The organism is Vibrio sp. B181a (assembly GCF_030248375.1).
Classification (GTDB): domain Bacteria; phylum Pseudomonadota; class Gammaproteobacteria; order Enterobacterales; family Vibrionaceae; genus Vibrio; species Vibrio campbellii.
On the sequence record NZ_JAHGAD010000020.1, the window covers coordinates 291,355 to 311,823 of the forward strand.

Annotated in this window: 15 protein-coding genes, 2 tRNA genes and 2 pseudogenes; 13 read left to right on the plus strand and 6 right to left on the minus strand. The window is 44.7% G+C overall.

From position 1 onward, the window contains the following. The first annotated feature begins 48 nt into the window (after positions 1–48). Positions 49–582, plus strand: a complete 534-nt coding sequence (locus KIO97_RS10460; RefSeq protein ID WP_045418517.1) for a hypothetical protein — start codon at positions 49–51, stop codon at positions 580–582. 75 nt (positions 583–657) lie between these two features. On the opposite strand, the gene KIO97_RS10465 is transcribed toward KIO97_RS10460, so the two are convergent. From KIO97_RS10465 to KIO97_RS10475, 3 genes are all read right to left on the minus strand, one after another. Further along, positions 658–4,368 carry a M66 family metalloprotease gene (locus KIO97_RS10465; protein WP_285382392.1) on the minus strand — a complete coding sequence of 1,237 codons (3,711 nt, stop codon included), beginning with the start codon at positions 4,366–4,368 and terminating at the stop codon, positions 658–660. A 424-nt stretch (positions 4,369–4,792) separates the two neighbouring features. Then, positions 4,793–5,899 carry a M20/M25/M40 family metallo-hydrolase gene (locus tag KIO97_RS10470; RefSeq protein ID WP_285382394.1) on the minus strand — a complete coding sequence of 369 codons (1,107 nt, stop codon included), beginning with the start codon at positions 5,897–5,899 and terminating at the stop codon, positions 4,793–4,795. A gap of 591 nt (positions 5,900–6,490) precedes the next feature. Continuing rightward, positions 6,491–6,955, minus strand: a complete 465-nt coding sequence (locus KIO97_RS10475) for a TetR family transcriptional regulator (RefSeq protein ID WP_285382396.1) — start codon at positions 6,953–6,955, stop codon at positions 6,491–6,493. A 388-nt stretch (positions 6,956–7,343) separates the two neighbouring features. Here KIO97_RS10475 and hppD point away from each other — a divergent pair, with 388 nt between their 5' ends. The 5 genes from hppD to KIO97_RS10500 all read left to right on the plus strand — a co-directional run bounded on the left by hppD (position 7,344) and on the right by KIO97_RS10500 (position 12,137). Further along, positions 7,344–8,417 carry a 4-hydroxyphenylpyruvate dioxygenase gene (gene hppD / locus KIO97_RS10480; protein ID WP_005427851.1) on the plus strand — a complete coding sequence of 358 codons (1,074 nt, stop codon included), beginning with the start codon at positions 7,344–7,346 and terminating at the stop codon, positions 8,415–8,417. After that, positions 8,410–9,540 (plus strand): homogentisate 1,2-dioxygenase, encoded by a 1,131-nt coding sequence (locus KIO97_RS10485; RefSeq protein ID WP_285382398.1) that lies wholly within the window; start codon positions 8,410–8,412, stop codon positions 9,538–9,540. The genes hppD and KIO97_RS10485 overlap by 8 nt, the downstream gene beginning before the upstream one ends. A gap of 9 nt (positions 9,541–9,549) precedes the next feature. Next, entirely contained in the window at positions 9,550–10,587 is a 1,038-nt protein-coding gene (locus tag KIO97_RS10490) for a fumarylacetoacetate hydrolase family protein (protein ID WP_045418527.1), read from the plus strand. A 20-nt stretch (positions 10,588–10,607) separates the two neighbouring features. Next, positions 10,608–11,276, plus strand: coding sequence for a maleylacetoacetate isomerase (gene maiA, locus KIO97_RS10495; protein WP_045368949.1), 669 nt, complete (start codon positions 10,608–10,610; stop codon positions 11,274–11,276). 198 nt (positions 11,277–11,474) lie between these two features. Then, positions 11,475–12,137, plus strand: a complete 663-nt coding sequence (locus tag KIO97_RS10500; RefSeq protein WP_005439975.1) for a DUF2726 domain-containing protein — start codon at positions 11,475–11,477, stop codon at positions 12,135–12,137. A gap of 107 nt (positions 12,138–12,244) precedes the next feature. Here KIO97_RS10500 and KIO97_RS10505 read toward each other — a convergent pair whose 3' ends face one another. Then, entirely contained in the window at positions 12,245–13,177 is a 933-nt protein-coding gene (locus KIO97_RS10505) for an alpha/beta hydrolase (RefSeq protein WP_285382400.1), read from the minus strand. Between the two features lie 171 nt (positions 13,178–13,348). Between KIO97_RS10505 and KIO97_RS10510 the strand changes: the two genes are divergently transcribed. The 3 genes from KIO97_RS10510 (at position 13,349) to KIO97_RS10520 (ending at position 14,066) form a co-directional block, all read left to right on the plus strand. Continuing rightward, complete coding sequence (locus KIO97_RS10510; protein WP_050906238.1) at positions 13,349–13,687, plus strand: hypothetical protein; 339 nt, start codon at positions 13,349–13,351, stop codon at positions 13,685–13,687. 179 nt (positions 13,688–13,866) lie between these two features. Next, positions 13,867–13,943, plus strand: a tRNA-Val gene (locus KIO97_RS10515). 46 nt (positions 13,944–13,989) lie between these two features. Further along, positions 13,990–14,066 (plus strand) — tRNA-Val (locus KIO97_RS10520). 292 nt (positions 14,067–14,358) lie between these two features. Here the strand turns inward: KIO97_RS10520 and KIO97_RS10525 are convergent. Beyond that, positions 14,359–14,927: pseudogene (locus tag KIO97_RS10525) on the minus strand (transposase); the annotation flags it as partial. 35 nt (positions 14,928–14,962) lie between these two features. On the opposite strand from KIO97_RS10525, the pseudogene KIO97_RS10530 reads away from it, so the two are divergent. Next, positions 14,963–15,310: pseudogene (locus tag KIO97_RS10530) on the plus strand (LysE family translocator); the annotation flags it as partial. 304 nt (positions 15,311–15,614) lie between these two features. Here KIO97_RS10530 and KIO97_RS10535 read toward each other — a convergent pair. Next, positions 15,615–15,953 (minus strand): YceK/YidQ family lipoprotein, encoded by a 339-nt coding sequence (locus KIO97_RS10535; protein ID WP_258102413.1) that lies wholly within the window; start codon positions 15,951–15,953, stop codon positions 15,615–15,617. Positions 15,954–16,461: 508 nt separating this feature from the next. Here KIO97_RS10535 and KIO97_RS10540 point away from each other — a divergent pair. The 3 genes from KIO97_RS10540 (at position 16,462) to KIO97_RS10550 (ending at position 20,465) form a co-directional block, all read left to right on the plus strand. Further along, the gene (locus tag KIO97_RS10540; RefSeq protein WP_285382404.1) at positions 16,462–16,842 is read left to right on the plus strand and encodes a mechanosensitive ion channel family protein; all 381 of its coding nucleotides are present in this window, start codon (positions 16,462–16,464) and stop codon (positions 16,840–16,842) included. Positions 16,843–17,383: 541 nt separating this feature from the next. Next, complete coding sequence (locus KIO97_RS10545) at positions 17,384–18,877, plus strand: lytic polysaccharide monooxygenase (protein ID WP_285382406.1); 1,494 nt, start codon at positions 17,384–17,386, stop codon at positions 18,875–18,877. 496 nt (positions 18,878–19,373) lie between these two features. Next, on the plus strand, positions 19,374–20,465 hold the full coding sequence (locus tag KIO97_RS10550; RefSeq protein WP_285382408.1) for a choloylglycine hydrolase family protein: 1,092 nt from the start codon (positions 19,374–19,376) through the stop codon (positions 20,463–20,465). The last annotated feature ends 4 nt before the right edge of the window (positions 20,466–20,469 follow it).

Consider the following 20,469-nt stretch of genomic DNA (forward strand, 5'->3'; position numbering starts at 1 on the left):
AGCTTTGATGTGCTACTGTTTCAATAAAGTATGTTTTGGTAGGTTTTTATGTTTGGAGTTAGCAAAGAAGCTGTGATTTCGGGCCTGTATCAGGCAAGCGAACTCAGAGCAAAACTGTTCTCCAAGGAGTTGGAGATCTTGAGACTTAAGGCAGAGTCCGAATACTTCCAGGTTCTCGATGAACTGTTAAGAATCAAGGATAGCAATACAAAACTTGTAGAAAGCGGGCTTGCAGAGAAACTTGAGCAAGAGAAGCTTAAGTGGAACGGCTCGCAATTGATGAATCTGGAGCAACGCATAGAAAGCGTGAGACTGTTAATAGAAGACTGTCATGCTTACGTTCGTAATGTTAAATCTAGCTTTGATCAAGATGATACCGTTGGCTACACAAGCTTAAATACGAAAGCATTAGAGCAAGAGCTAGAGTCGTTATCGTTTGCCAAGGTTCTTAGTTCATCAGCAAAAGAATATTTTTACAACTCGCTTGAGTACGAGTTGTATACAGATAAAACTCCCAATATTGAGTTCTTGTATTCGTTGAAAGAACAAATCTCTCTACTTTACGAAAATAGAGCTGCATGAACTGAATAAAGAAAGCCCTCGACTCTGAGGGCTTTTTGTTGATATCGATCTTTGCTGCTTTAGATAGATTAGGGCTTAGAAGTGCCCTAAGTACTGCCAATCAGCGTTATTTGGATTTTCCTCCGTTGGCCAAGGGAAGTACCAGTATTTGCCGTCAATGAGGCGGTAGTAATGATAACCACCACGGAAGTGATACACGTAAATATCGTTTATCGTTCCCGTGTTGTTGTTTTCGCCCCAAACTCCCATGCGATCTTGCTTGTGCCACGTTAAGATTTCGGCTTCAAACTTAGCTAGGTCACTGTTGAGCTCAGCAATGTACTGTTCAATATCCGTATCGCTACCAATAAAGCGCCAATCAGCGTTAGAGGTGTTCTGAGCTGGCAACGCGCTGTTCACTCCCGGACGTTTTTGCATAAAGTAACGGCGCTCACCGTTTTCATCGGTATCAATGAAAATAGCGTTCTCAGATTGTCCCCATGTCGTTGAACTCGCTTGTTCCCAAGTTAGCAACTGCGGTTGATTGAAGTAGCTGGCAACGCGCTGCGCATTGTCGATGTTACTACGATCGACTTTCAGTGGGTTAAAGCCAAACTGGACATGGTTTTCCGCTGAGCCTAGGTACTTCCAGCCTTCATTGTCTGCTTGGTTGGTTGGAAAATCCGCCGCAGAGATGTCACGCATTAGGAAGTAATCGCGAGTGCCGGTGATTGGGTTAGGGTGCACGTAAAGTGCACCAGCGCGGCGTTCGGCGCTTGTCTCACCATTGTTCAGCACGCCCGCTCCGTAGTTGTCTGCTACGAACTTGTCGAAGTCAGCCACAAAGCCAAAGTCGATGCGGTTTAACGCTGCGTTGTCGGCAAACATGACTTGTTCATCAACGTATTGTTTGTAACCGTGCTCTTGACCAACAAAGATAGGACCAACAAGCTTATCGATCGCTGGGTCTTGATCAGGGATCAAGCTATCTAGCACTTGTTCACCATTCACGTCAGTACAACTTAAGGTGACACGAGTCGGCAGTGGCAGTTGCTCTAGGTTAAAGTGGAACTTATTGCTTTGTGAGTCGTTTAATCGGCTACTTGCAACCGCAATGTTTTGTACTGACCCATCCTGGCGCTCCACCGTAACCGCACAGCTACGTTGAGAGATCATACTTGGCTGATACATTCCACCTTGATGTCGCGCGTAACGCCAATCTGCTCCGTTGTTGTGTTTCACGCCACTAAACTGCTGGCAATGGGAAGAGGTAAAGTAGCCTGCACCATCATGGCTCGTGCCAGGTTTATCAAGTACGCAAAGTGGCACTTCGCCAATTTCAGTGTTCGGCGTGTAAGTCACAGCACCTTCACCGTATTTAGACAGCAGCGAGTAGTCATGATCTTGAGAAATCATGCGCTCACGTTGACCATTGATGTTCCAGTACATGTCTTCGCTGCTTTCACAACGAGTCATATCCGCACTGACTGTACCAACGAAGTTTGCACTTTCGCCGTTGATTGCTGTGTAGCTGAACTGACAAATACGAGCCTGCTGGTTGTTGACCTTCATCGTCTGCCACAAATCTTGTTCAATTTGCTCGTCAGATAAAGAAGACACTGCTTGCCAACCCTCCGGATGATAAGTTACGTCTGGTGCAGAAGGCAGCTCAAACACGTTGCCGTAGTTGGAGTAAATTAGCGGGTAAACTTGGCTTGCAAGTTCGTTACGCGGATCGTAAATGCCCAACATAGTGACAACAGGCACGCCTGCCGCGCTAGGTACTGGCGTGTCGGTTTGTGCTTCTTCGTAACTTTGGCTTTCTTGATTCCAACGAACATAACCAGTTGAACTGTTTAAATCGACGTTAAAGCCGTTATTGAGCCAAGTTTGTACACGGCGAGACTGAGAAGGGTGCTCTAACGTGTAATGACTAATGGTGCCTAATAGTGCGGCTTCACCACCGGCTTGAGCGTCACGCATAAAGCGGAATTCACCCGCAAATGGTGGTACCACTTCACCACCCACATCGTTAGTCGTGGCTTCACCTGTCCAGTGTAAGTTACCAATAAAGCGGCGATGCAGAGCATCCCAACCCCAGCCAGATTCCAAATCGTGCGTAGAAGCATACCAAGGGTAGTGACCAAGACCGTAGTTATGCCCCAGCTCGTGCGACCATTCGTTACCAGTTGTCGCCGTTAATGTCACGATGCCACCGCCGCCACTGCCGCCATGATCAATAATGCCATTGGTGTACACGCCGCGGTTGGTGTGCGCAGTAATGTGGTTGAAGCGTTTATTGTAAGCTTGCGAATAGCCAGCACTATCGACAATGCCGACGTTCGCATTATTCACACCTGTAGATACCAGTGCTTTACCAATGGCTTCACGCATGTCGCCGCCGTGCCAGCCACCTTCACCATCGGAGCTTGTGGTGTAAACCTTACCGTTTGGCAACGTTACTTTCGGGAAGTAAGCGGCTGTGTAATCCGCCATCACCAGTTTAGATGCTGGGATTTTCTGGAAGTAATCGGCGCTCAGCTTTGCCATGTTTTTGATCATGGTGTTGCCATCACGCGGCGCGGTGAGCATACCCATGTCGATGTTTTGAATGATAAGCTCCGGTGCGCCGCCAAAGACAAGTTCATTGGCAGCTAAGTCTCCTTGGCGATCGGTGTTAGCGGTTAAGCGCAGCGATAAGCCTGGCTTCATCCAATCCCATTGCAGTGGCAGTGACCAAGCGTGATGGGAGAACACCACTTTAGAACGTCCATTATCTGGCTGATCAGAAGCCGCAAGCGCGCTTGGTGGAAGCATTGGGAGGCGAGTGATTACAGTGCCTTCAAAGCTCACTTCTACCCAAACTTGTTGAACGGCTTTGTCTTCTGGCGTGAATAGGAGCAAGGCTTCACGGTCGATCACCAAGTCAGGGAACAGGTTCACATCGTTTTGATTCGGGGCGGTGGTAGTATGGGTTTGAGCGAAATGGATAGAACCAGTCAAATCGCCATTCAAGTGATTTTCTAGCGGCAATTCGTCCGCGTAGCCAAGGCGTGCGGTACTGGTCGTAAACTCAATCTTTTGTGGCTCGAGGCAATCTATCGCATTACATGACGAAAGCTCAGCGGTGTACCGAGTGTTTGGTTTCAGGCTGCCGATGAATAAACCTGATTGTACGTTTTCATAACGAGTAGGCTCAGTGCCTGATTCAGTCAATGTCAGAACCACATTGTCATTCGCGTTTTGCGCTGCCCATTTTAATTGGACACCTTGATCAGAAACGCTGGCTACGTTCAATGCATTGATGCTTGGCACAGATAGGTCACCACAGTCAGAAGCCTCGATGTTTTGAATCATCTCTGACTGCCAAATGTATTCGCCATTTGGACCTTTAGAGCCTCGGGCAGCAGGAATGTATTCAACGTAACAACCAGTGTCGTCGCGGTTCATCACACCAAACTCTTTGTGAATCAGGTAAAAGCCGCCGTTGTACATGATGAATTCCCAATCAGGGCCGACGAAGTCTACGACATTACGGTAGGCTTGGTCTTGATCACCAGATAGGAAAGGGAACTTTGGATAGCCATCGAAGTTCACCCAGTATTCATAACCTTGAAAATCAAGGTAGGTTTCTCCATCGCGTTGAAACGTTCCTTCGCCTTTGTCTGCCAATTGCTTGAGCATTTCAATGCGTTCAAAGGTTTGATTCCCGATTTCGACCAGTGTCAGATCGTGGTTCGCGTATGCGAAAGTGGCTGTGCTTCCTAGGAAAGAGGAGATCAGCCAAGCGAGCGTATTTTTCTTCATATTAGACTCTACTTTTGCCAATTGAATAGACATTCGTGTGCCGCCAGAAACTCAGCACGATATGGGGAGTTGCATAAGCGATCTTGATGAGAGTTGCTTACGAATTTGATTATCTGATGGGATTCGGTATCGAAATAGATAGCAAGAATACTGCTTGTGATTTTGCTTCCACCTTTGATCCAGTGGTGAGATTAGATTGGTATCTTATGTCCAAATTCGCTTTTATCTATCTATACAAAATGACGTTTTCTATGTATGCGTACGTCATATTGTTCTGAGGGATAAACGTTTTTTAGTGGCTTAGGTTGGCAAGAAAAGTAGGGCGTTACTCTACGGAAACAAAAAAATCCCCTTCATGCACAAGGCAAGAAGGGGACAGTGTTATCGTTTCAAATTCAGCGTTAGTTGCGCTTTATTCTCTATATTATTTCACTAGGAAGTGCTTAACGAATTTCGTGATTTTCACCATGTCGTCAACGGCAATGAATTCTTCAGTGGTGTGTACTTTTGCCATACCAGTAGAAAGGTTTACCGTTGTTAGACCCTTCTTGTTGAAGTTGTTTGCGTCGCTACCGCCACCAGTGCCTTTTGTGAATGCATCGATGCCCATGTCAGCAAATGCCGCTTTGATTGCTGAGACGTGAGAGTTGCCTTCTTCGATAACAAATGCGTCGTACGCGCGGCTTGATTCGATTTCAACGTCTGCGCCGTGTTTTTCACATACCGACTCGAAGGTAGAGATCATGTGGTTCACTTGCGCCTCTAGTTTCTCACCGTTTAGAGAGCGTGCTTCAGCAACGATCTTCAGTTCTGGCATCACGATGTTTGTTGCTTGACCGCCGTTTACCATGCCGATGTTTGCTGTGGTTTCTTCGTCGATACGAAGTAGCTTCATCTGGTTGATTGCATCTGCCGCTACCATTATTGCACTGATGCCTTCTTCAGGTGCTAGACCTGCGTGTGCTGGGCGACCTTTGATTGTTGCAACGATTTTTTGCTGACCAGGTGCTGCTGTCACGATAGTGCCGATAGGACCGCCTGTGTCCAGTACGATCGCTTCTTTAGACGTTACGTGCGTCATGTCGAAGTACTCAGATCCGAACAGACCGCCTTCTTCATGTACAGTGAAAGCGAGCTCTAATGTTTTGTGCTCTAGGTTCTCAGCTTGGATGCAGCGAACCGCCTCCATGATTGCCGCAATGCCAGACTTGTCATCACCGCCAAGGATTGTATTGCCTTTAGAGCGAATAATGCCATCTTCGATGATTGGCTCAATGCCGATACCAGGCGTTACTGTATCCATGTGGCAGCTCATTAGGATAGAGCCTTCTTTCTTACCTTCTAAACGTGCATACACGTTGAAGCCATTAGAGATGTGTTCTGGTACTGGTAGCTTGTGAACCGTAAAGCCTAGTTCGCCCAGTTGCTCAGCCAGAGTTTCTGCAATTTGTTTTTCATTCATAGATTCGCTGTCGATGCGAACCAGTTGGCAGAAATGTTCAACTAGACGTTCTTGATTAATTTGTGTCATTTGGATGTCTCTTTCTTTCTTGGTCGAGATCGCAGCGATATAAAGCGCGAGCCCGAAAGGGAACAGAACACCTCTTATTACACACCTAGTTTGTGCGAAAACTGTCTTGAATCAAAAAACACCTCTGCCTGACATTCTTCTGACCTGTCAATTACCGGATCTGATGCGGCGGTCACGAAAGTAAAACCTCGAAAAACATGAAATGAACAGTGGGTGGTAGTGGAACAAGGGAGAGGTAAGAGGGCTGTATTTGAAATGAGCTTATTACGAACTAATGTGAGCGTGGAAAGCCGCTGGTTTCGTGATGGCAATGATGTATTTATGTACAGGCTCGAGCTATTTTTGTAATTGATGAAAAGTTAGCACTATATATGTCGAGTCGATTGTAATTTGTTTTTCACTTATTGAAGCAATATCACACATGTGGGTTAATACAATCTCTGTTTATTCATGTCCTTTCGCACTGCCTTTCTGGATAGACCGAACTCTGAAAAGGGTTCGGTCGCTTTAATTTTTATTGCTTTCATTCTCTGTTTTCTGAGCCCAAAACAAAAAGTTTGTATGTGCACTCTTACTTGGAGAGAGTGATTGCTATTGAGCTTTATGAAGAGAGAGCAGAGTTAATCCTATCAACCATTCGATAATGTGTTTACAGTCTTTATTTAACTTGTAGGCAGCAACAGCCTCTACCTGACGTTGAAAGTCGCAGAGGTAGGGGGTGTGATGTTCACAAACTGTCATCAACAATGCCAAGCGCCAAATTGCCATAAACTCAGCATCATCAAAATGATGTTTCCAACTGGCGATAAACGCAGCTTCATTGTTAGAAAGGTCGAGCTTATCCATCATCATCTTAAGCAATCTACCTTGTAGTGCTCTCGGAATGTCGACCTTCTTAGCAAAATGGTGGCTTATTCCCGTCCTCGATATCCCCGTTTGATCGCTCAACGTCGTATAAGACATTTTCTCGTAGCCAAGTGTAATCAGCTGCTCTGTTGCGACATCGAGAATGGTGTTGATCGTGATTTGGGTATCTTCGTGAGTTCGGCGTGCCATAACTATTGCCAGTATTGTGATTAAAAAATGATACTAACACTTATCGTCAGCCATTCCATATAAATATCCTTATCTTGACGTTGTTTGAATGATAAATGCGCGTTACTGCCCACAAAAATCACCGCGGTAACAAACTGTTTACATCGTGGGTCGGCGTGTAAATTGATATTGGATATGATAATGCATTGATATAACTTACTTTACTTATGATTTTGGTAAACGTTTGCGTTAATTGAATGTGCTGTAACATAAATTTTACAATCGAAGTTTAAAACTGCGCAAAGCCAGATTTCCACTCATGTATTCCAATTTTTCTCCTCCTGCGCCAAGTTAGAAATATCGAACGAGAACGTATGTTCAAACACAACAATGACATAAGGAGAAAGTCATGGTGGACACCTACAACCCATTAGGCACGGATGGATTCGAATTTGTGGAATACACAGCGGCGGACAGTGAAGGTATTGAACAACTGAAAGCGCTGTTTGTATCGTTGGGTTTTGCAGAGATTGCAAAACACCGTTCTAAAGAGGCTTGGCTGTACCGACAAGGTGACATCAGCTTTATCGTTAACGCCCAGCCGCACAGTCAGGCAGAAGGCTTTGCTAAAGTTCACGGTCCTTCAGTCTGTGGCATGGCTTTTCGTGTGAAAGACGCGAACGTAGCACTCAAGCAAGCACTGGATAACGGTGGCGAAGAGTACAAAACGGAAATCGGCCCTATGGAGCTGAGCATCCCGGCAATTTACGGCATTGGTGAGAGCCTTCTTTACTTCGTTGACCGTTATGGCAAACAAAGCATTTATGATGTCGACTTCCGTTTCTACGATGATGCAGAAGAGCGCTTAGCGAAAGCAGACGTTGGTATGTACGAAATCGACCATCTGACCCATAACGTGAAGCAAGGCAACATGGACGTGTGGTCAGGATTCTACGAGCGCATTGGTAACTTCCGCGAGATTCGCTACTTCGACATTGAAGGTAAGCTGACTGGGCTTGTTAGCCGCGCAATGACCGCACCGTGTGGCAAAATTCGCATTCCAATCAATGAATCTTCTGATGACAAATCGCAGATTGAAGAGTTCATCCGTGAATACAACGGTGAAGGTATTCAGCACATCGCGATGACCACCGATGACATCTACCAAACCGTTCAAACATTGCGTGATCGCGGTATGGACTTTATGCCAACACCGGATACGTACTACGAGAAAGTCGACGAGCGTGTGAAAGGGCACGGGGAAGACGTCAGCAAACTGCGTGATCTGCAAGTCCTTATTGATGGCGCGCCGACTAAAGACGGCATCTTGCTGCAAATCTTTACCCAGACCGTAATTGGTCCTGTGTTTTTTGAAATCATTCAACGTAAAGGCAACGAAGGCTTTGGTGAAGGTAACTTCAAAGCGTTGTTTGAATCGATTGAAGAAGACCAAATCCGCCGAGGAGTACTAAGCGATGCATAAATGGATCACATTCCCTCATCGGGAGGGAGTGTGCTCCAAGCAAGCACATGCTGATTTCCCGGAAGAGGCAATTTACGAACGTGAAGCAGGTCGAAGTGGATTCTTCGGTCCTGCGGCACACTTTCATCATCAACACGCACCGACAGGTTGGTCTGAGTGGGAAGGCTATTTACGCCCGCGTGCGTTCGATTTCAACCTAGTCGAAACGGCGAGTCAGATTTCGCCTTGGGCAGTGCCGCATCTGCTACACAACGCCAACTGTAAGATCCGTGTATGGCGTATGGACGAAAAGATGGACTTCTTGGTGCGTAACGCCGATGGTGATGAGCTGCTGTTCATCCATCACGGTACGGCAGATCTTTACTGCGACTATGGTCATCTCAAAGTGAGCGAAGGTGATTACGTAATGATTCCACGCTCAACCAGTTGGCGATTAGAACCAAGTGAGCCAATGTTTGTTCTGATGATTGAAAACACCGATGCTGCTTATTCTTTGCCAGAAAAAGGCATGGTGGGTAATCATGCTGTGTTCGACCCGGCGGTTTTGGAAACGCCTTCCATTAACGATGAGTTCCGTGCGCAATACTCAGAAGATCAAACTCAAGTTCATGTGAAGCGCCATGACAAAATCAGCGTGATTACTTACCCATTCAACCCACTTGATGCGATTGGTTGGCACGGTGATTTGGCCGTGGTGAGAGTGAACTGGCGTGATATTCGTCCTTTGATGTCGCACCGTTATCACTTACCGCCTTCTGCCCACACCACTTTTGTTGGTGCAGGATTCGTGGTGTGTACTTTTGTACCTCGTCCAATCGAGAGCGACCCTGGCGCACTGAAGGTGCCGTTCTATCATAACAATGACGATTATGACGAAGTCTTGTTCTACCACGCGGGGGATTTCTTCAGCCGTGACAACATAGAAGCAGGTATGGTGACTTTCCACCCAGCAGGTTTTACCCACGGTCCTCACCCGAAAGCGTTCAAAGCAGGGCAGGAATATAAGAAGAAGTTTACCGATGAGGTGGCAGTGATGATTGACACGCGCCACGCACTCGAGTTTTCTGACGAGCTCGATAAGGTTGAAAACAAAGAATACGTCTATAGCTGGCAAGAGAAGTAAGGGGCAAGGATGAAATTAGCAACCAAGAAAAATGGCACTCGCGATGGTCTATTGATGGTCGTGAGCAAAGACCTGACACAATGTGTTCCGGCAACCGAAATTTTCCACGCGATGCATCTCGCTCCAACCATGCAAGTGGCATTGGATAACTGGGACAAAGTCGCTCCACAACTGGAAGAGCTTTATAACGCGCTAAACAATGGTTCGGTTTCAGGAAGTGAAGAGTTTGAATCCCACTATCTAGCATCACCATTGCCTCGCGCCTATCAATGGGCGGATGGCAGTGCTTACGTCAATCACGTCGAACTAGTGCGTAAAGCGCGTGGTGCGGAAATGCCAGAAAGCTTCTGGACCGATCCTTTGATGTATCAAGGTGGTTCTGACGCATTTATTGGTCCTTGCGACAACATCGAATTTGCCAGCGACGAGTGGGGCATTGACTTCGAAGGTGAAGTTGCCGTGATCACCGGTGACGTGCCGATGGGAGCAAGCATTGCAGAAGCACAAGATTCAATTCGTCTTATCATGCTAGTTAACGATGTATCGTTGCGTGGTTTGATTCCGGCGGAGCTGGCGAAAGGCTTTGGTTTCTTCCAATCAAAACCGTCTTCAGCGTTTTCTCCTGTTGCAGTAACGCCAGATGAGCTGGGTGAAGCATGGTATGAGAACAAAGTGCATCTGCCGCTTGTTTCAACCTACAACAATGCCCCATTTGGTTGCCCGAATGCAGGCATAGATATGACGTTTGATTTCGCTGACTTGATTGTCCATGCCAGCAAAACACGTCCACTTTCTGCAGGTGCAATCATTGGCTCGGGTACAGTATCGAACAAACAAGGCACGGAGCACGGAACCTCTATCGAAGAGGGTGGCGTAGGCTACTCATGTATTGCAGAAGTGCGCATGATTGAAACTATTCGTGATGGCAAACCGTCGACGAGCTTTATGTCGTTTGGTGACTCTATCAAGCTAGAGATGTTTGACGCAGATGGTAACTCGATCTTTGGTGCGATTGATCAGCAAGTCAGCCAATACCTAAAACACTGAGAGGGAGGGGCAAGGGAAGTATGAGCGATAACATCACCCTCTATGGCTATTGGCGTTCTTCGGCGGCTTATCGAGTGCGCATTTGTTTGAACTTAAAAGAGCTGAACTATGAGTCCAAATCGGTTCATTTGGTACGTAATGGCGGCGAGCAGCATAGCGCGGAGTACCATGAGTTAAACGCCTCTGAGCTCGTGCCAGTGCTGGTGGATGGTGGTATTCAACTCAACCAATCTCTTGCCATCATTCAGTATCTCGATGAGCAGTATCCGCAAGTTCGGGTGGTTCCAGAACCATCACCACTTCGTTACCAAACTTTGGCTATGGCTCAAGATATCGCGATGGAGATCCACCCACTCAATAATTTGCGCGTGTTGCAGTACTTAGAAGGGAAGCTGTCGTGTGACCAAGAGGCGAAAGTCGAGTGGATTCATCATTGGGTAAATCAAGGCTTTACTGCATTAGAAGAGAAGCTAAGCCAGCATCGACAACAACATGGAAACTGTATCTACAGTGTGACTGACTCTCCCTCTGTTGTTGATATTTGCTTAGTGCCTCAAGTTTACAACGCATTACGTTTTGGGGTGGATATGACTCCTTATCCGGTAATCAGCTCGATTGTAGAAGCATGTAATCAATTGCCCGCGTTTATTGATGCTATGCCAGAGAACCAACCTGACGCGAATTGCTAATACTTTTTCTGTATCTTACCGAGTAAAAAACGGGCTCTTGACGGAGCTCGTTTTTCTTCCCCTTAGCCTACGTAAAAATCGTGTCCCAAACGCTAGCGACTGTTATTATCACCCCCGCAAAATTTATCGGTTTTGTTGCTCTGGTTAGGATTTCCATTTAGGCTTTGAGCAACTAGTTGTTTTGGGCGCACTTTATCTATGACCAACATCTTTATCATTGTTGTTCTTCTTGTTGTTTTCTTCTTTATCATTCAAAAGTACGTGATCAAAAACGATGACACGCGAGACTTCCCATACCGTTCGAAGGGCCCATTATTAAAGGGGCAGGAAGGGGCGTTTTTTAATGCTTTGAGAGCAGCGGTTGGTGATCATGCCGTGGTGTTTGCCAAAGTAAACATGGCAACGTTGATCGCGCCAAAAGAGATTAAGAACAAAAAACAGTTCTTTATTGCCAGTAACCGAATTTCACGCAGCTACTTCGATTACGTTATCTGCGACCCTAGAACGCTTGAACCTCGCGTGATTATTGAGCTTGATAACGGTCAGCAGCTGCATAAAGGCAAAGTCGAGCGCCAAAAGCTGCTCATGCACGTGTGTAAATCGGCGAACCTTCCTTTGATTGGCGCATCGGTAAAACACAGCTACCAAGTGGGGCGTCTACGTCGTTTATTGGCAGCACACATTGATCTGATTGAGCCGGATAAAGAAGTCCGCTTTTGTAAAAAGTGTGGCAGTCCGATGATCATCAGAACAGCAAGCCAAGGTGAGTTTAAAGGTCGACGCTTCTTTACTTGTAGCCGCCAGCCAAACTGTACTTACACAGAAAACTACAATGTGGTGTTTGATACAGAAGACGAATAAACATTTTGTTCCCAGATAATGAAAGAGAGAAAGGCTTCAACTGGATTAGTTGAAGCCTTTTTTGCGCGGTTTAATGCCTCAATAAGAGTGAAGCGAAGTAAACCGAATTAAGCGGTTGGAGCTCTGCGAGTTTTGATTTGTTTTGAAATTGAAGCGATACAGCGCCTTGCAGACTCACTTACTCCGGAGAGTTGAAAGAAACCATGGATAACGCCTGAGTAGCGTTCATAATTTACCTCTACGCCATGAGCGAGCATTAATTCGCGTAATGTTTCACCCTCATCACGTAATGGATCAAACTCCGCAGTGATAATTGTCGTAGGAGGTAATCCTCGATAGTCTGCGCTCATAAGGTTTAGATCCGGCTCAGAAAGCACTTTAGGATCTTTGTTGGTATACAAATCAAAACCAGACAGAAGCATGTTTGCGGTAATGATGTAGTCAGAGCCGTTTTCTTTGTAGCTCTGAGAGTTGCCTTTTGGATCCAACATTGGGTAAATCAAGATTTGTTGTTCTGGTAACCAAGAGGTCAATTTTTTAAGCCTTAACGTCGTCGCTAAAGCCAACTGGCCTCCGGCACTATCGCCCACAAATACCATTCGTTCTGGATTCCCGCCATATTTGTGTCCTTGCTCCTTAATGCCAAGTACAGCTTGGTATACGTCATCGTGCGCGGCAGGATATGTGTATTCTGGTGCGAGTCGATACTTTATACAGATGACGATCGAGTTGGATTGAACGGCAATCTGTCTCAACTGAGCGTCATGCGTTTCAAAGCCACCACTGATGAAGCAACCTCCATGAAAATAAATCGTGAGCGGTAAGTTATCTTCATTACTTGGCTTATACACTTTGACCTGAATGCCATTCACTACATCTAAGAACTCTCGTTCTGGTATAAGGCTTTCACCCGCTAATACGGTGCTATTGAGATAACCAGTTCGTCGATTAGCAATAGTTTGTTTTGAAGGGCAAGGCTTACCATTGGATTGGAATTCTTCTACTAACTCTCGAATGCCAGGCTCAAGATTTTGGATCATTTTTTAACTCTATAACGAAAAAATCAACGAATCATAGAACAATTAAAAGACATGTATATACATACAGTTTAAATGTGTGATGAAGATTAAAAATAGCATTTCGCAACACTTATCAGCATCCGTGCTAGTAGCTCCTATACTTTGATAAAGAAAGAAGAATAGGGAAGCGTTATGCGATATGGATGGATTCTTTCAGCGCTGCTACTCACGTTCAGTAGTCATGCTCAGCAGTCACTCAAACCACTAGAATGCCAATTAACTGATACACCTCAGGACCATTTCTTGTTTTATCGTGAGCAGATGGTTTACCACAGTGAGCAGTTTGCGATTTTCCAAAACTTTAAAGGGCGAGTCAGTACTCAAGTGGATCTTAAAACGGGCAGACTGATTCGTACTACGTTTATTGGTGAACCGTTCGAGCCTAAATACCAAATTTTGTTTGGCGATTGTCCAAACGTATCACAAGTTTTGCAGATTTGGATGCTCAGTGAAGTGCCTTACGACAATTAACTCAAAACACAAAAGTTAAGTAGATCACACTTTTAACCTCACTCAAGTCGAGGCTTGACGATAAAATCGTCTGAAAACGGGTGTTGAGTTTAGATTTTCGCCAAACGATTCAAAGTTAATGAATTTATGCTTGCACCCCTCATAGGATATAGCTAATATCCTTCTCGTTCTTAAGGAATGGGTCCGTAGCTCAGTTGGTTAGAGTACTACCTTGACATGGTAGGGGTCGGCGATTCGAGTTCGCCCGGACCCACCACTCCTTAAAGCCATACTAAAACCAAAGTATGCCGAACATAAAATTTGGGTCCGTAGCTCAGTTGGTTAGAGTACTACCTTGACATGGTAGGGGTCACCAGTTCGAATCTGGTCGGACCCACCAAATTTAACAAGAAAGCCAAGCACTTAGCTTGGCTTTCTTGTTTCTGGCGTTTAGTAAATCGGCGTGTATTGCTACGGTATTTCCAGTCTTAATCTATCTAAAAGCTAAGGTTCAAGTTTGGCTAAGTATTCCAAATTATGCACTAGACAACGGGTAAATCTTATATTGTTGGTCACAGATGGTCACCTGAATGTGTAGATCTACCAGTTGCTTTTATGGCCAAAATTCTAATGTGGGTCATTATGTCAAAACTTATAGCCGGATTAGATACAAGAGACTTTGGCGTCAATAGTTAATTTTTGACGCTATCTTTATCCCATATTGCGCCGTCTCTTATCATTGAATAGAGTGTCACAACCATCTTTCTCATGCAGGCAACTATCGCTACTTTTTTAGGTTTTCTTGCCGCAAGTAATCGTTCATAAGTAGCCTTAAATACAGGGTTGAACTGGATAGCCGACATCATTGCCATGTACATGACTGTTCTAACTTGAGGTCGACCTCCTTTTATCATCCGTTTGCCTTTGAAGCGTCCGCTCTCTCTTGTTATAGGTGCGACGCCAATGAGAGAAGAGGCTTGCTTGCTAGTCATAAAAGCGAGTTAGGGTACATTGCTAATTAGGGAGGCGGCTAAGACTTTTCCAACGCAAGGCACGCTTTGAAGAATGGTGCTCTTAGCTTGATACTCAGGACTGCTCTCAATCAGTTTTGCTATCTTTGTCTCTACTTTTTTAGAGCGGTCAGAATAGGGGTAATGGTCGATGAGATGTTCTTGGGTAATATTTGTAGTCGGTTTCTTTCCATGGTTTGCATGGTGAGTAGTTGGTTCCGCCTCGTGACTAAGTCACTCATAAGGCGTATGTTTTCGCTTTATACCTGCGTGTTTTGCGCTCAACATGACTCCTGGTCCAAACAATCTATTGTCCATGAACAATGCTCGTTGTTACGGCTTCAGGTCTGCTTTTATTGCGGGTCTTGGTCGTATTGCTGCGTTCGCTGTAATGATTGCCTTAGCTGCTTCTGGTTTAGCAGTCGTGCTCTATGCTTTTGAGGCTGTATTTCTAACGATTAAAATTGTGGGGGCGGCTTACTTGTTGTGGATTGCCTTTAATCTTTGGCGCTCGGAAGCAAGTCCTGTTTCTGAGCTCGAAAATACTCGCAACCGATTAGGTTTAGCTAAACAAGAACTTTTACTAGCGGCTGGTAATCCAAAAGCTAACTTAATCTTTACCGCCTTGCCGCCGTCACTTGAGATCAAAGAATGGTTAGCTTTAATGCCACATCAGCATATATCCACAACAGCGTCGTTTGCTTCGGAAGTTAATGTACCAGTATAGTTAATGGAGTAACCCACAAGTGTGACGTTGGTTATTTCCGCGCTGTAAACTGCCTCTCCCGGCAGCAGTAGAAAAGAGAGAACCACTTTTGTTAACTCAACATATATACTTTTACCTGATTAATAAGCAGGTTAATAGGTGCGCCTATATGCATTTTCCTCGTTGTTTAGGGCCTTTGTAAAAATGCTATCTGTCGAGTTAACAACAAATTTTAGATCATGCTATGTGTGCCACAGCCTTGTGTTAATGCAAATCGATAGTCCGTCGTTGGCGTAAACACCATTGCTAAATCAACCGGAAGAAAGACGACATCTGCTGCTAAAGAGAGCGGGATGTCGATGAAAGTCAAAGGGTAAAAGACATAGTCGACCACCGAGTCGTTTCTAAAAGCGCAAGGTTGGGACGCGACTGCCAGTGTTGTTCCTGAAAACGGCGCTCCATACCCTCCCACAAGGTGAGTATCCAAAGAAGAACAACCCATCATTGAAGTGGTAAGCGTAAGAAGTAATGCAGTTCGTAGTTTCTTAAGATTATTGTTTTTCATTTTCATTTAAATAATTTATGAACATTGAACTAGAAAATATATCCCAAGAGAATGAATTGCTAGCAAATATTCTTTTTTGTATACAATAACATGCGCACTGCAGCAAAATTTAGAGTGTTTAGGTGCATAGTGGCTTTTAAGAGAGAGTGAAATGAAAGGTTTCGCTTTTATTCTCCACGGATCTCCCTAGAAATGTGTGATGGCATACACATCGCTTTTGCTACCTTTATACTTGGCTATATTTGCTGTTTGTTAGAAATCATCGACCATTTCGATATGCGAGATAAAGAAGAAATCTATATACGCATAAGGGCAAATTGAGAACAAGATGCTGTAATCTGAGCGCTCGCTTAAACGTGATCTGCAAACCTTGGTTTCTCACATAGAGCCTTGCTGAATAATGCAATGCAGAGAAAAAATAATTTCGCCAAATCACTGCCTAAAGTTGTTGCTGACATCATCTATGCCCTCTTCAATGCTCTTAAAATCAGTATAGGTGTGAGGCTGGGTAGGAGTGTTCATATTATTAAAAAAGCTTATTTTCGACAGAACTCAACTTACATTATCCAAAGGCACGGTGAAGAATCTGTTTAATGAAGAGAAGCGCCGTATCGATATCGAATTCGGTATTAGCTATGGTGACGATATTCACAAGGCAAGACGAGTCCTCATGCAGGTCATGGAAAACTATGATCTTATCATCAATGAGCCAGAGCCAACTGTCCATGTTAGCCAGCACGGTGACAGTCACGTTGGCATGTTAGTGTGGGCATGGGTAGATTCTGAAAATTATTGGCCCGCTTATTTTGGTTTGTACGAGCGAGTAAAAGATGCCTTTGATGCAGAAGACATCACCATTCCATTCCCGCAAAGAGATGTACATATCCAGCAATAATGAAAGGAGCACCTGCTCCTTTTTTGTACATTAATAAAACTCGCCACAAGTGAAAGGCAGATTAACTTCATATCTGATGCACTTTTTCCTCGATTGATAAAATATAGGGGTGGTGAAAGCTTTCGTTTTAAATATTTTAATTAATTATATTAGCTTGGCGTTAATTAGATTTTTTAATCATAAGGATTTAAAAATGGATTGGAATATACATCACAATTCATGGTCAATTTTAGCTTGGATAATAAGAATGCTTTTTTGGTGTATTTACTCTACATATATATCATTTTTTGAACGGGATTTGTTTGTAAGTGATTGTTTTTAATGTGTGTTATCTGGTGGTGAGGATTTTGTCATAAGAATCCGAAATATCTAAAATTGTGATGTTTATTCCTATCAATAACCATTGTTCTTTTATTGATAAAAGTTAAGTATATTATTTTTTACTGTTTTCTGATTAAAACTATAAACACGCAATAGGTGATGGCGGATATAAAAAATTCGCTGGCTCTTATTTGTACAATAAACGGAAGAGAGTGAAAAAGTGAAAGCAAATAAAAACATTCTTAAAGCAGCAGTGGGCATGGCGATGTTATCTGGCCTACCAACAGCAGCGAATGCTCACGGTTGGACAGAGTTTCCGAGTGCTCGCCAAAATACATGTTATGAACAAGGCGGAATTTGGTCGGGCAATCCACCAAATGCGGCTTGTGCTCAGGCAAAGGAGATCTCGGGTACCTATCCGTTTGTTCAGCGCAACGAGTACGCGAAGAACATTACCGACTACAACAACATGGAAGCGGTAAAAGCGGCAATTCCTGACGGCACACTATGTTACGCAAACGACCCGCAGAAGAAGGGTATGGGGGCGCCACATACAGCTTGGACTCGTACAGAGCTCAACACGGGTACCTTTGAGTTCGTGTTCAATGCCACTGCACCACACAACCCATCATTCTGGGAATTTTACCTAACCAAACCAGGCGCAGATCTGAGCAAGTCGCTTGCTTGGGGTGATCTAGAACTTATTCAGACAGAAGGTAATGTGCCAGTTGAAGATGGCAAGTATCGCATGAACGTTACCATTCCTTCTGACCGCTCAGGCGATGCAATTCTATATGTTCGCTGGCAACGTGATGATGCGGCGGGTGAAGGCTTCTATAACTGTTCTGATATCACTATTGTGGGCGGTGAAACCCCTCCACCTGAGCCAACACCACAGCCTGATCTTGTGAAGGGTGATCTGTACATCCCTGTCGACTTTGTTGGCCCAGACCTTGGTGACACGGTTAAATACGACATCATTAACAAAGATGGTCAAGTAGCGCGCAGCTTCGATATTGAAGTTAACGAGTCAAACGCTAATGACTGGCAGCGTCTACTGGCGTCAGAGATCAATGGTTGGCATGAAGAATTCAAAGATGGTGCCGTATTCATTGGTGATTGGCATGAAGAAATGTCTCACTACATGTACTTCCAAAACGATCCTTCACGTAACTTCTTCAACTCAAAAGATAGCCGTGCATCGGGTGTTATTTCAGTTATTGATGGTGACGACGGTACGGTTGAGCCTCTAACTGGTGAACTTTACGAGCTGGTTAAGAGTGATAAGGTCGTAAACGCAGGCGACAAAGTTGTGATTGCAATTAGCGAAGCGGCGAATCTGACTCAAGCTCAAGGCACGGCGGTGAGTATTCAAAACAATGGTACCGCGTCTATCGTGGTAGATACGACAGCCATTACTCAGAATGAAACACTTTCGTTTGTTGCTAACGCAGTAAACAGTGAACGTAAAGAGACATTCACATTTGAAGTGATTGCAGATGAAGGCACGGTTGATCCAGACCCAACACCAGACCCAGATCCAACACCGGATCCAAGTGGTGATGAATGGGATGCAGCAAAAACGTATCTAGGTGGTGAAGTGGTGTCTTACGCTGATGGAAAATGGAAAGCTCAGTGGTGGATCCAAGGTGGTGATGATCCACAAACGACTTACCAAAAAGACCAATGGGGTGTTTGGCGTCCAGCTAGCTAATCTCATTCACTAAAGCCAAATGGAGTTGGCCTAGGCAAGCATCAAAGCCATCGTTCTAGTTAATAGTATGGTGGCTTTTTCATATGCTCGAAGCATAGGTTAAAGTCAGTTAATCACCCTCTGTTGCTCAATGGGCAATTGCTCTAGAGAATCGCTCTTGCCCGCCAGTCCCTGGCTAACGAATAAGATGTTTTTGAACTGTTTCATAATCACCTCCTTTCTATTAAGTGTTGTCTCTTGAAGGGGATATTTCCATGAGAAAAGCATGGTTAATTGCGTTAGGACAAATTTATATTGATATACCGTTTGTCCCGTTTAATAACCAAGTTGTTAGCCTTGCCCGACTTAGAGTATGAAGAAGTCATTTCCAGGTCTATACGCGATGTTGTGATAAATGATACGGTTTTTATATTCCATCAATTTTATATTTTTTCGATTGTAAGTTGCCTAAAAAGGGCTACAATCGCGAATTATTACCCCTCTGGTGGAACTAAAAATGATAAAGAAAACCCTCCTTGCTATGGCACTCTCTGCAAGCATCATTGCTCCGGCGACCGCTTGTACTGGTATCTCACTTTCGACGACTGCAAACGACCACATTCACGCTCGAACAATTGAGTGGGGTGAGAGCGATCTCAATAGTAAACTGATTGTTGCTCCTCGTGATTACACGTTTACCTCAACGATGCCAGACCAAAAGCAAGGTTTGAGCTGGAAGAGCAAGTACGGCTTTGTTGGTATTTCAGTGAGTGATGATCGCTTTATTGGTGAAGGCATCAATGAAAAAGGTCTAACTGCAGGCTTGTTCTACTTCAAAGGCTACGGTTCACTAAAAGCGTATGATCCGAATGATCGAGCAGACAGTATTGCGGATATGGATTTTGTACGTTGGATGCTGTCGCAGTTCAAAACCGTGGATGAAGTTAAAACGGCAATGAAAAACATCGATATCGTTCCTGTTTATATTGATGAGAAAGGTCAACCTTCACCGACTGGACATTGGCGCGTTACCGATAAAGCGGGCAACAACATCGTTATTGAAATCATGGATCATGGCCAAGTGCACATCTATGATAACGAAGTTGGAGTACTGACTAATTCACCAACTTTCCCATGGCAAGTCACCAACTTGAATAACTACATTCATTTGCAACCAGGCACCAGTGCTCCGACTAAATTCGGTGGTGTCGAAGCGAAGTCTTTTGGTATTGGTTCTGGTTTCTTAGGTTTGCCGGGTGACATTACGCCACCATCGCGTTTTGTACGTGCGGCATTTTTCGTAAATACCGCCCCAGAATCAAAAACGGGTGAAGAGGCGGTGTCACAAGCCTTCCATATTCTGAACAACTTCGATATTCCAATTGGCACCGAGTTTAACCCAGAGTACCGTAGCCATATTCCAGATCTGCCAAGTGCGACACAATGGACTTCGGTTATCGATCAAGGTAACAAGGCGCTGTACTACACCACAATGCATGACAGTAGAATCAAGAAAGTTGACCTGACTAAGATTGATTTTGACCAAAAGCAAGAAGTGAAACGCGAACTGGATAACGGCACGTTCACGTTTACAGATGTGACACCATAGCGTC

Bases quoted from the DNA above. Each gene is read 5' to 3' on its own strand.
- maiA (WP_045368949.1), top strand. From the start codon at position 10,608: ATGAGCGATAACATCACCCTCTATGGCTATTGGCGTTCTTCGGCGGCT.
- KIO97_RS10550 (WP_285382408.1), top strand. From the start codon at position 19,374: ATGATAAAGAAAACCCTCCTTGCTATGGCACTCTCTGCAAGCATCATT.
- KIO97_RS10465 (WP_285382392.1), bottom strand. From the start codon at position 4,368: ATGAAGAAAAATACGCTCGCTTGGCTGATCTCCTCTTTCCTAGGAAGC.
- KIO97_RS10490 (WP_045418527.1), top strand. From the start codon at position 9,550: ATGAAATTAGCAACCAAGAAAAATGGCACTCGCGATGGTCTATTGATG.
- hppD (WP_005427851.1), top strand. From the start codon at position 7,344: ATGGTGGACACCTACAACCCATTAGGCACGGATGGATTCGAATTTGTG.
- KIO97_RS10485 (WP_285382398.1), top strand. From the start codon at position 8,410: ATGCATAAATGGATCACATTCCCTCATCGGGAGGGAGTGTGCTCCAAG.
- KIO97_RS10500 (WP_005439975.1), top strand. From the start codon at position 11,475: ATGACCAACATCTTTATCATTGTTGTTCTTCTTGTTGTTTTCTTCTTT.
- KIO97_RS10535 (WP_258102413.1), bottom strand. From the start codon at position 15,953: ATGAAAATGAAAAACAATAATCTTAAGAAACTACGAACTGCATTACTT.
- KIO97_RS10510 (WP_050906238.1), top strand. From the start codon at position 13,349: ATGCGATATGGATGGATTCTTTCAGCGCTGCTACTCACGTTCAGTAGT.
- KIO97_RS10475 (WP_285382396.1), bottom strand. From the start codon at position 6,955: ATGGCACGCCGAACTCACGAAGATACCCAAATCACGATCAACACCATT.
- KIO97_RS10460 (WP_045418517.1), top strand. From the start codon at position 49: ATGTTTGGAGTTAGCAAAGAAGCTGTGATTTCGGGCCTGTATCAGGCA.
- KIO97_RS10505 (WP_285382400.1), bottom strand. From the start codon at position 13,177: ATGATCCAAAATCTTGAGCCTGGCATTCGAGAGTTAGTAGAAGAATTC.
- KIO97_RS10470 (WP_285382394.1), bottom strand. From the start codon at position 5,899: ATGACACAAATTAATCAAGAACGTCTAGTTGAACATTTCTGCCAACTG.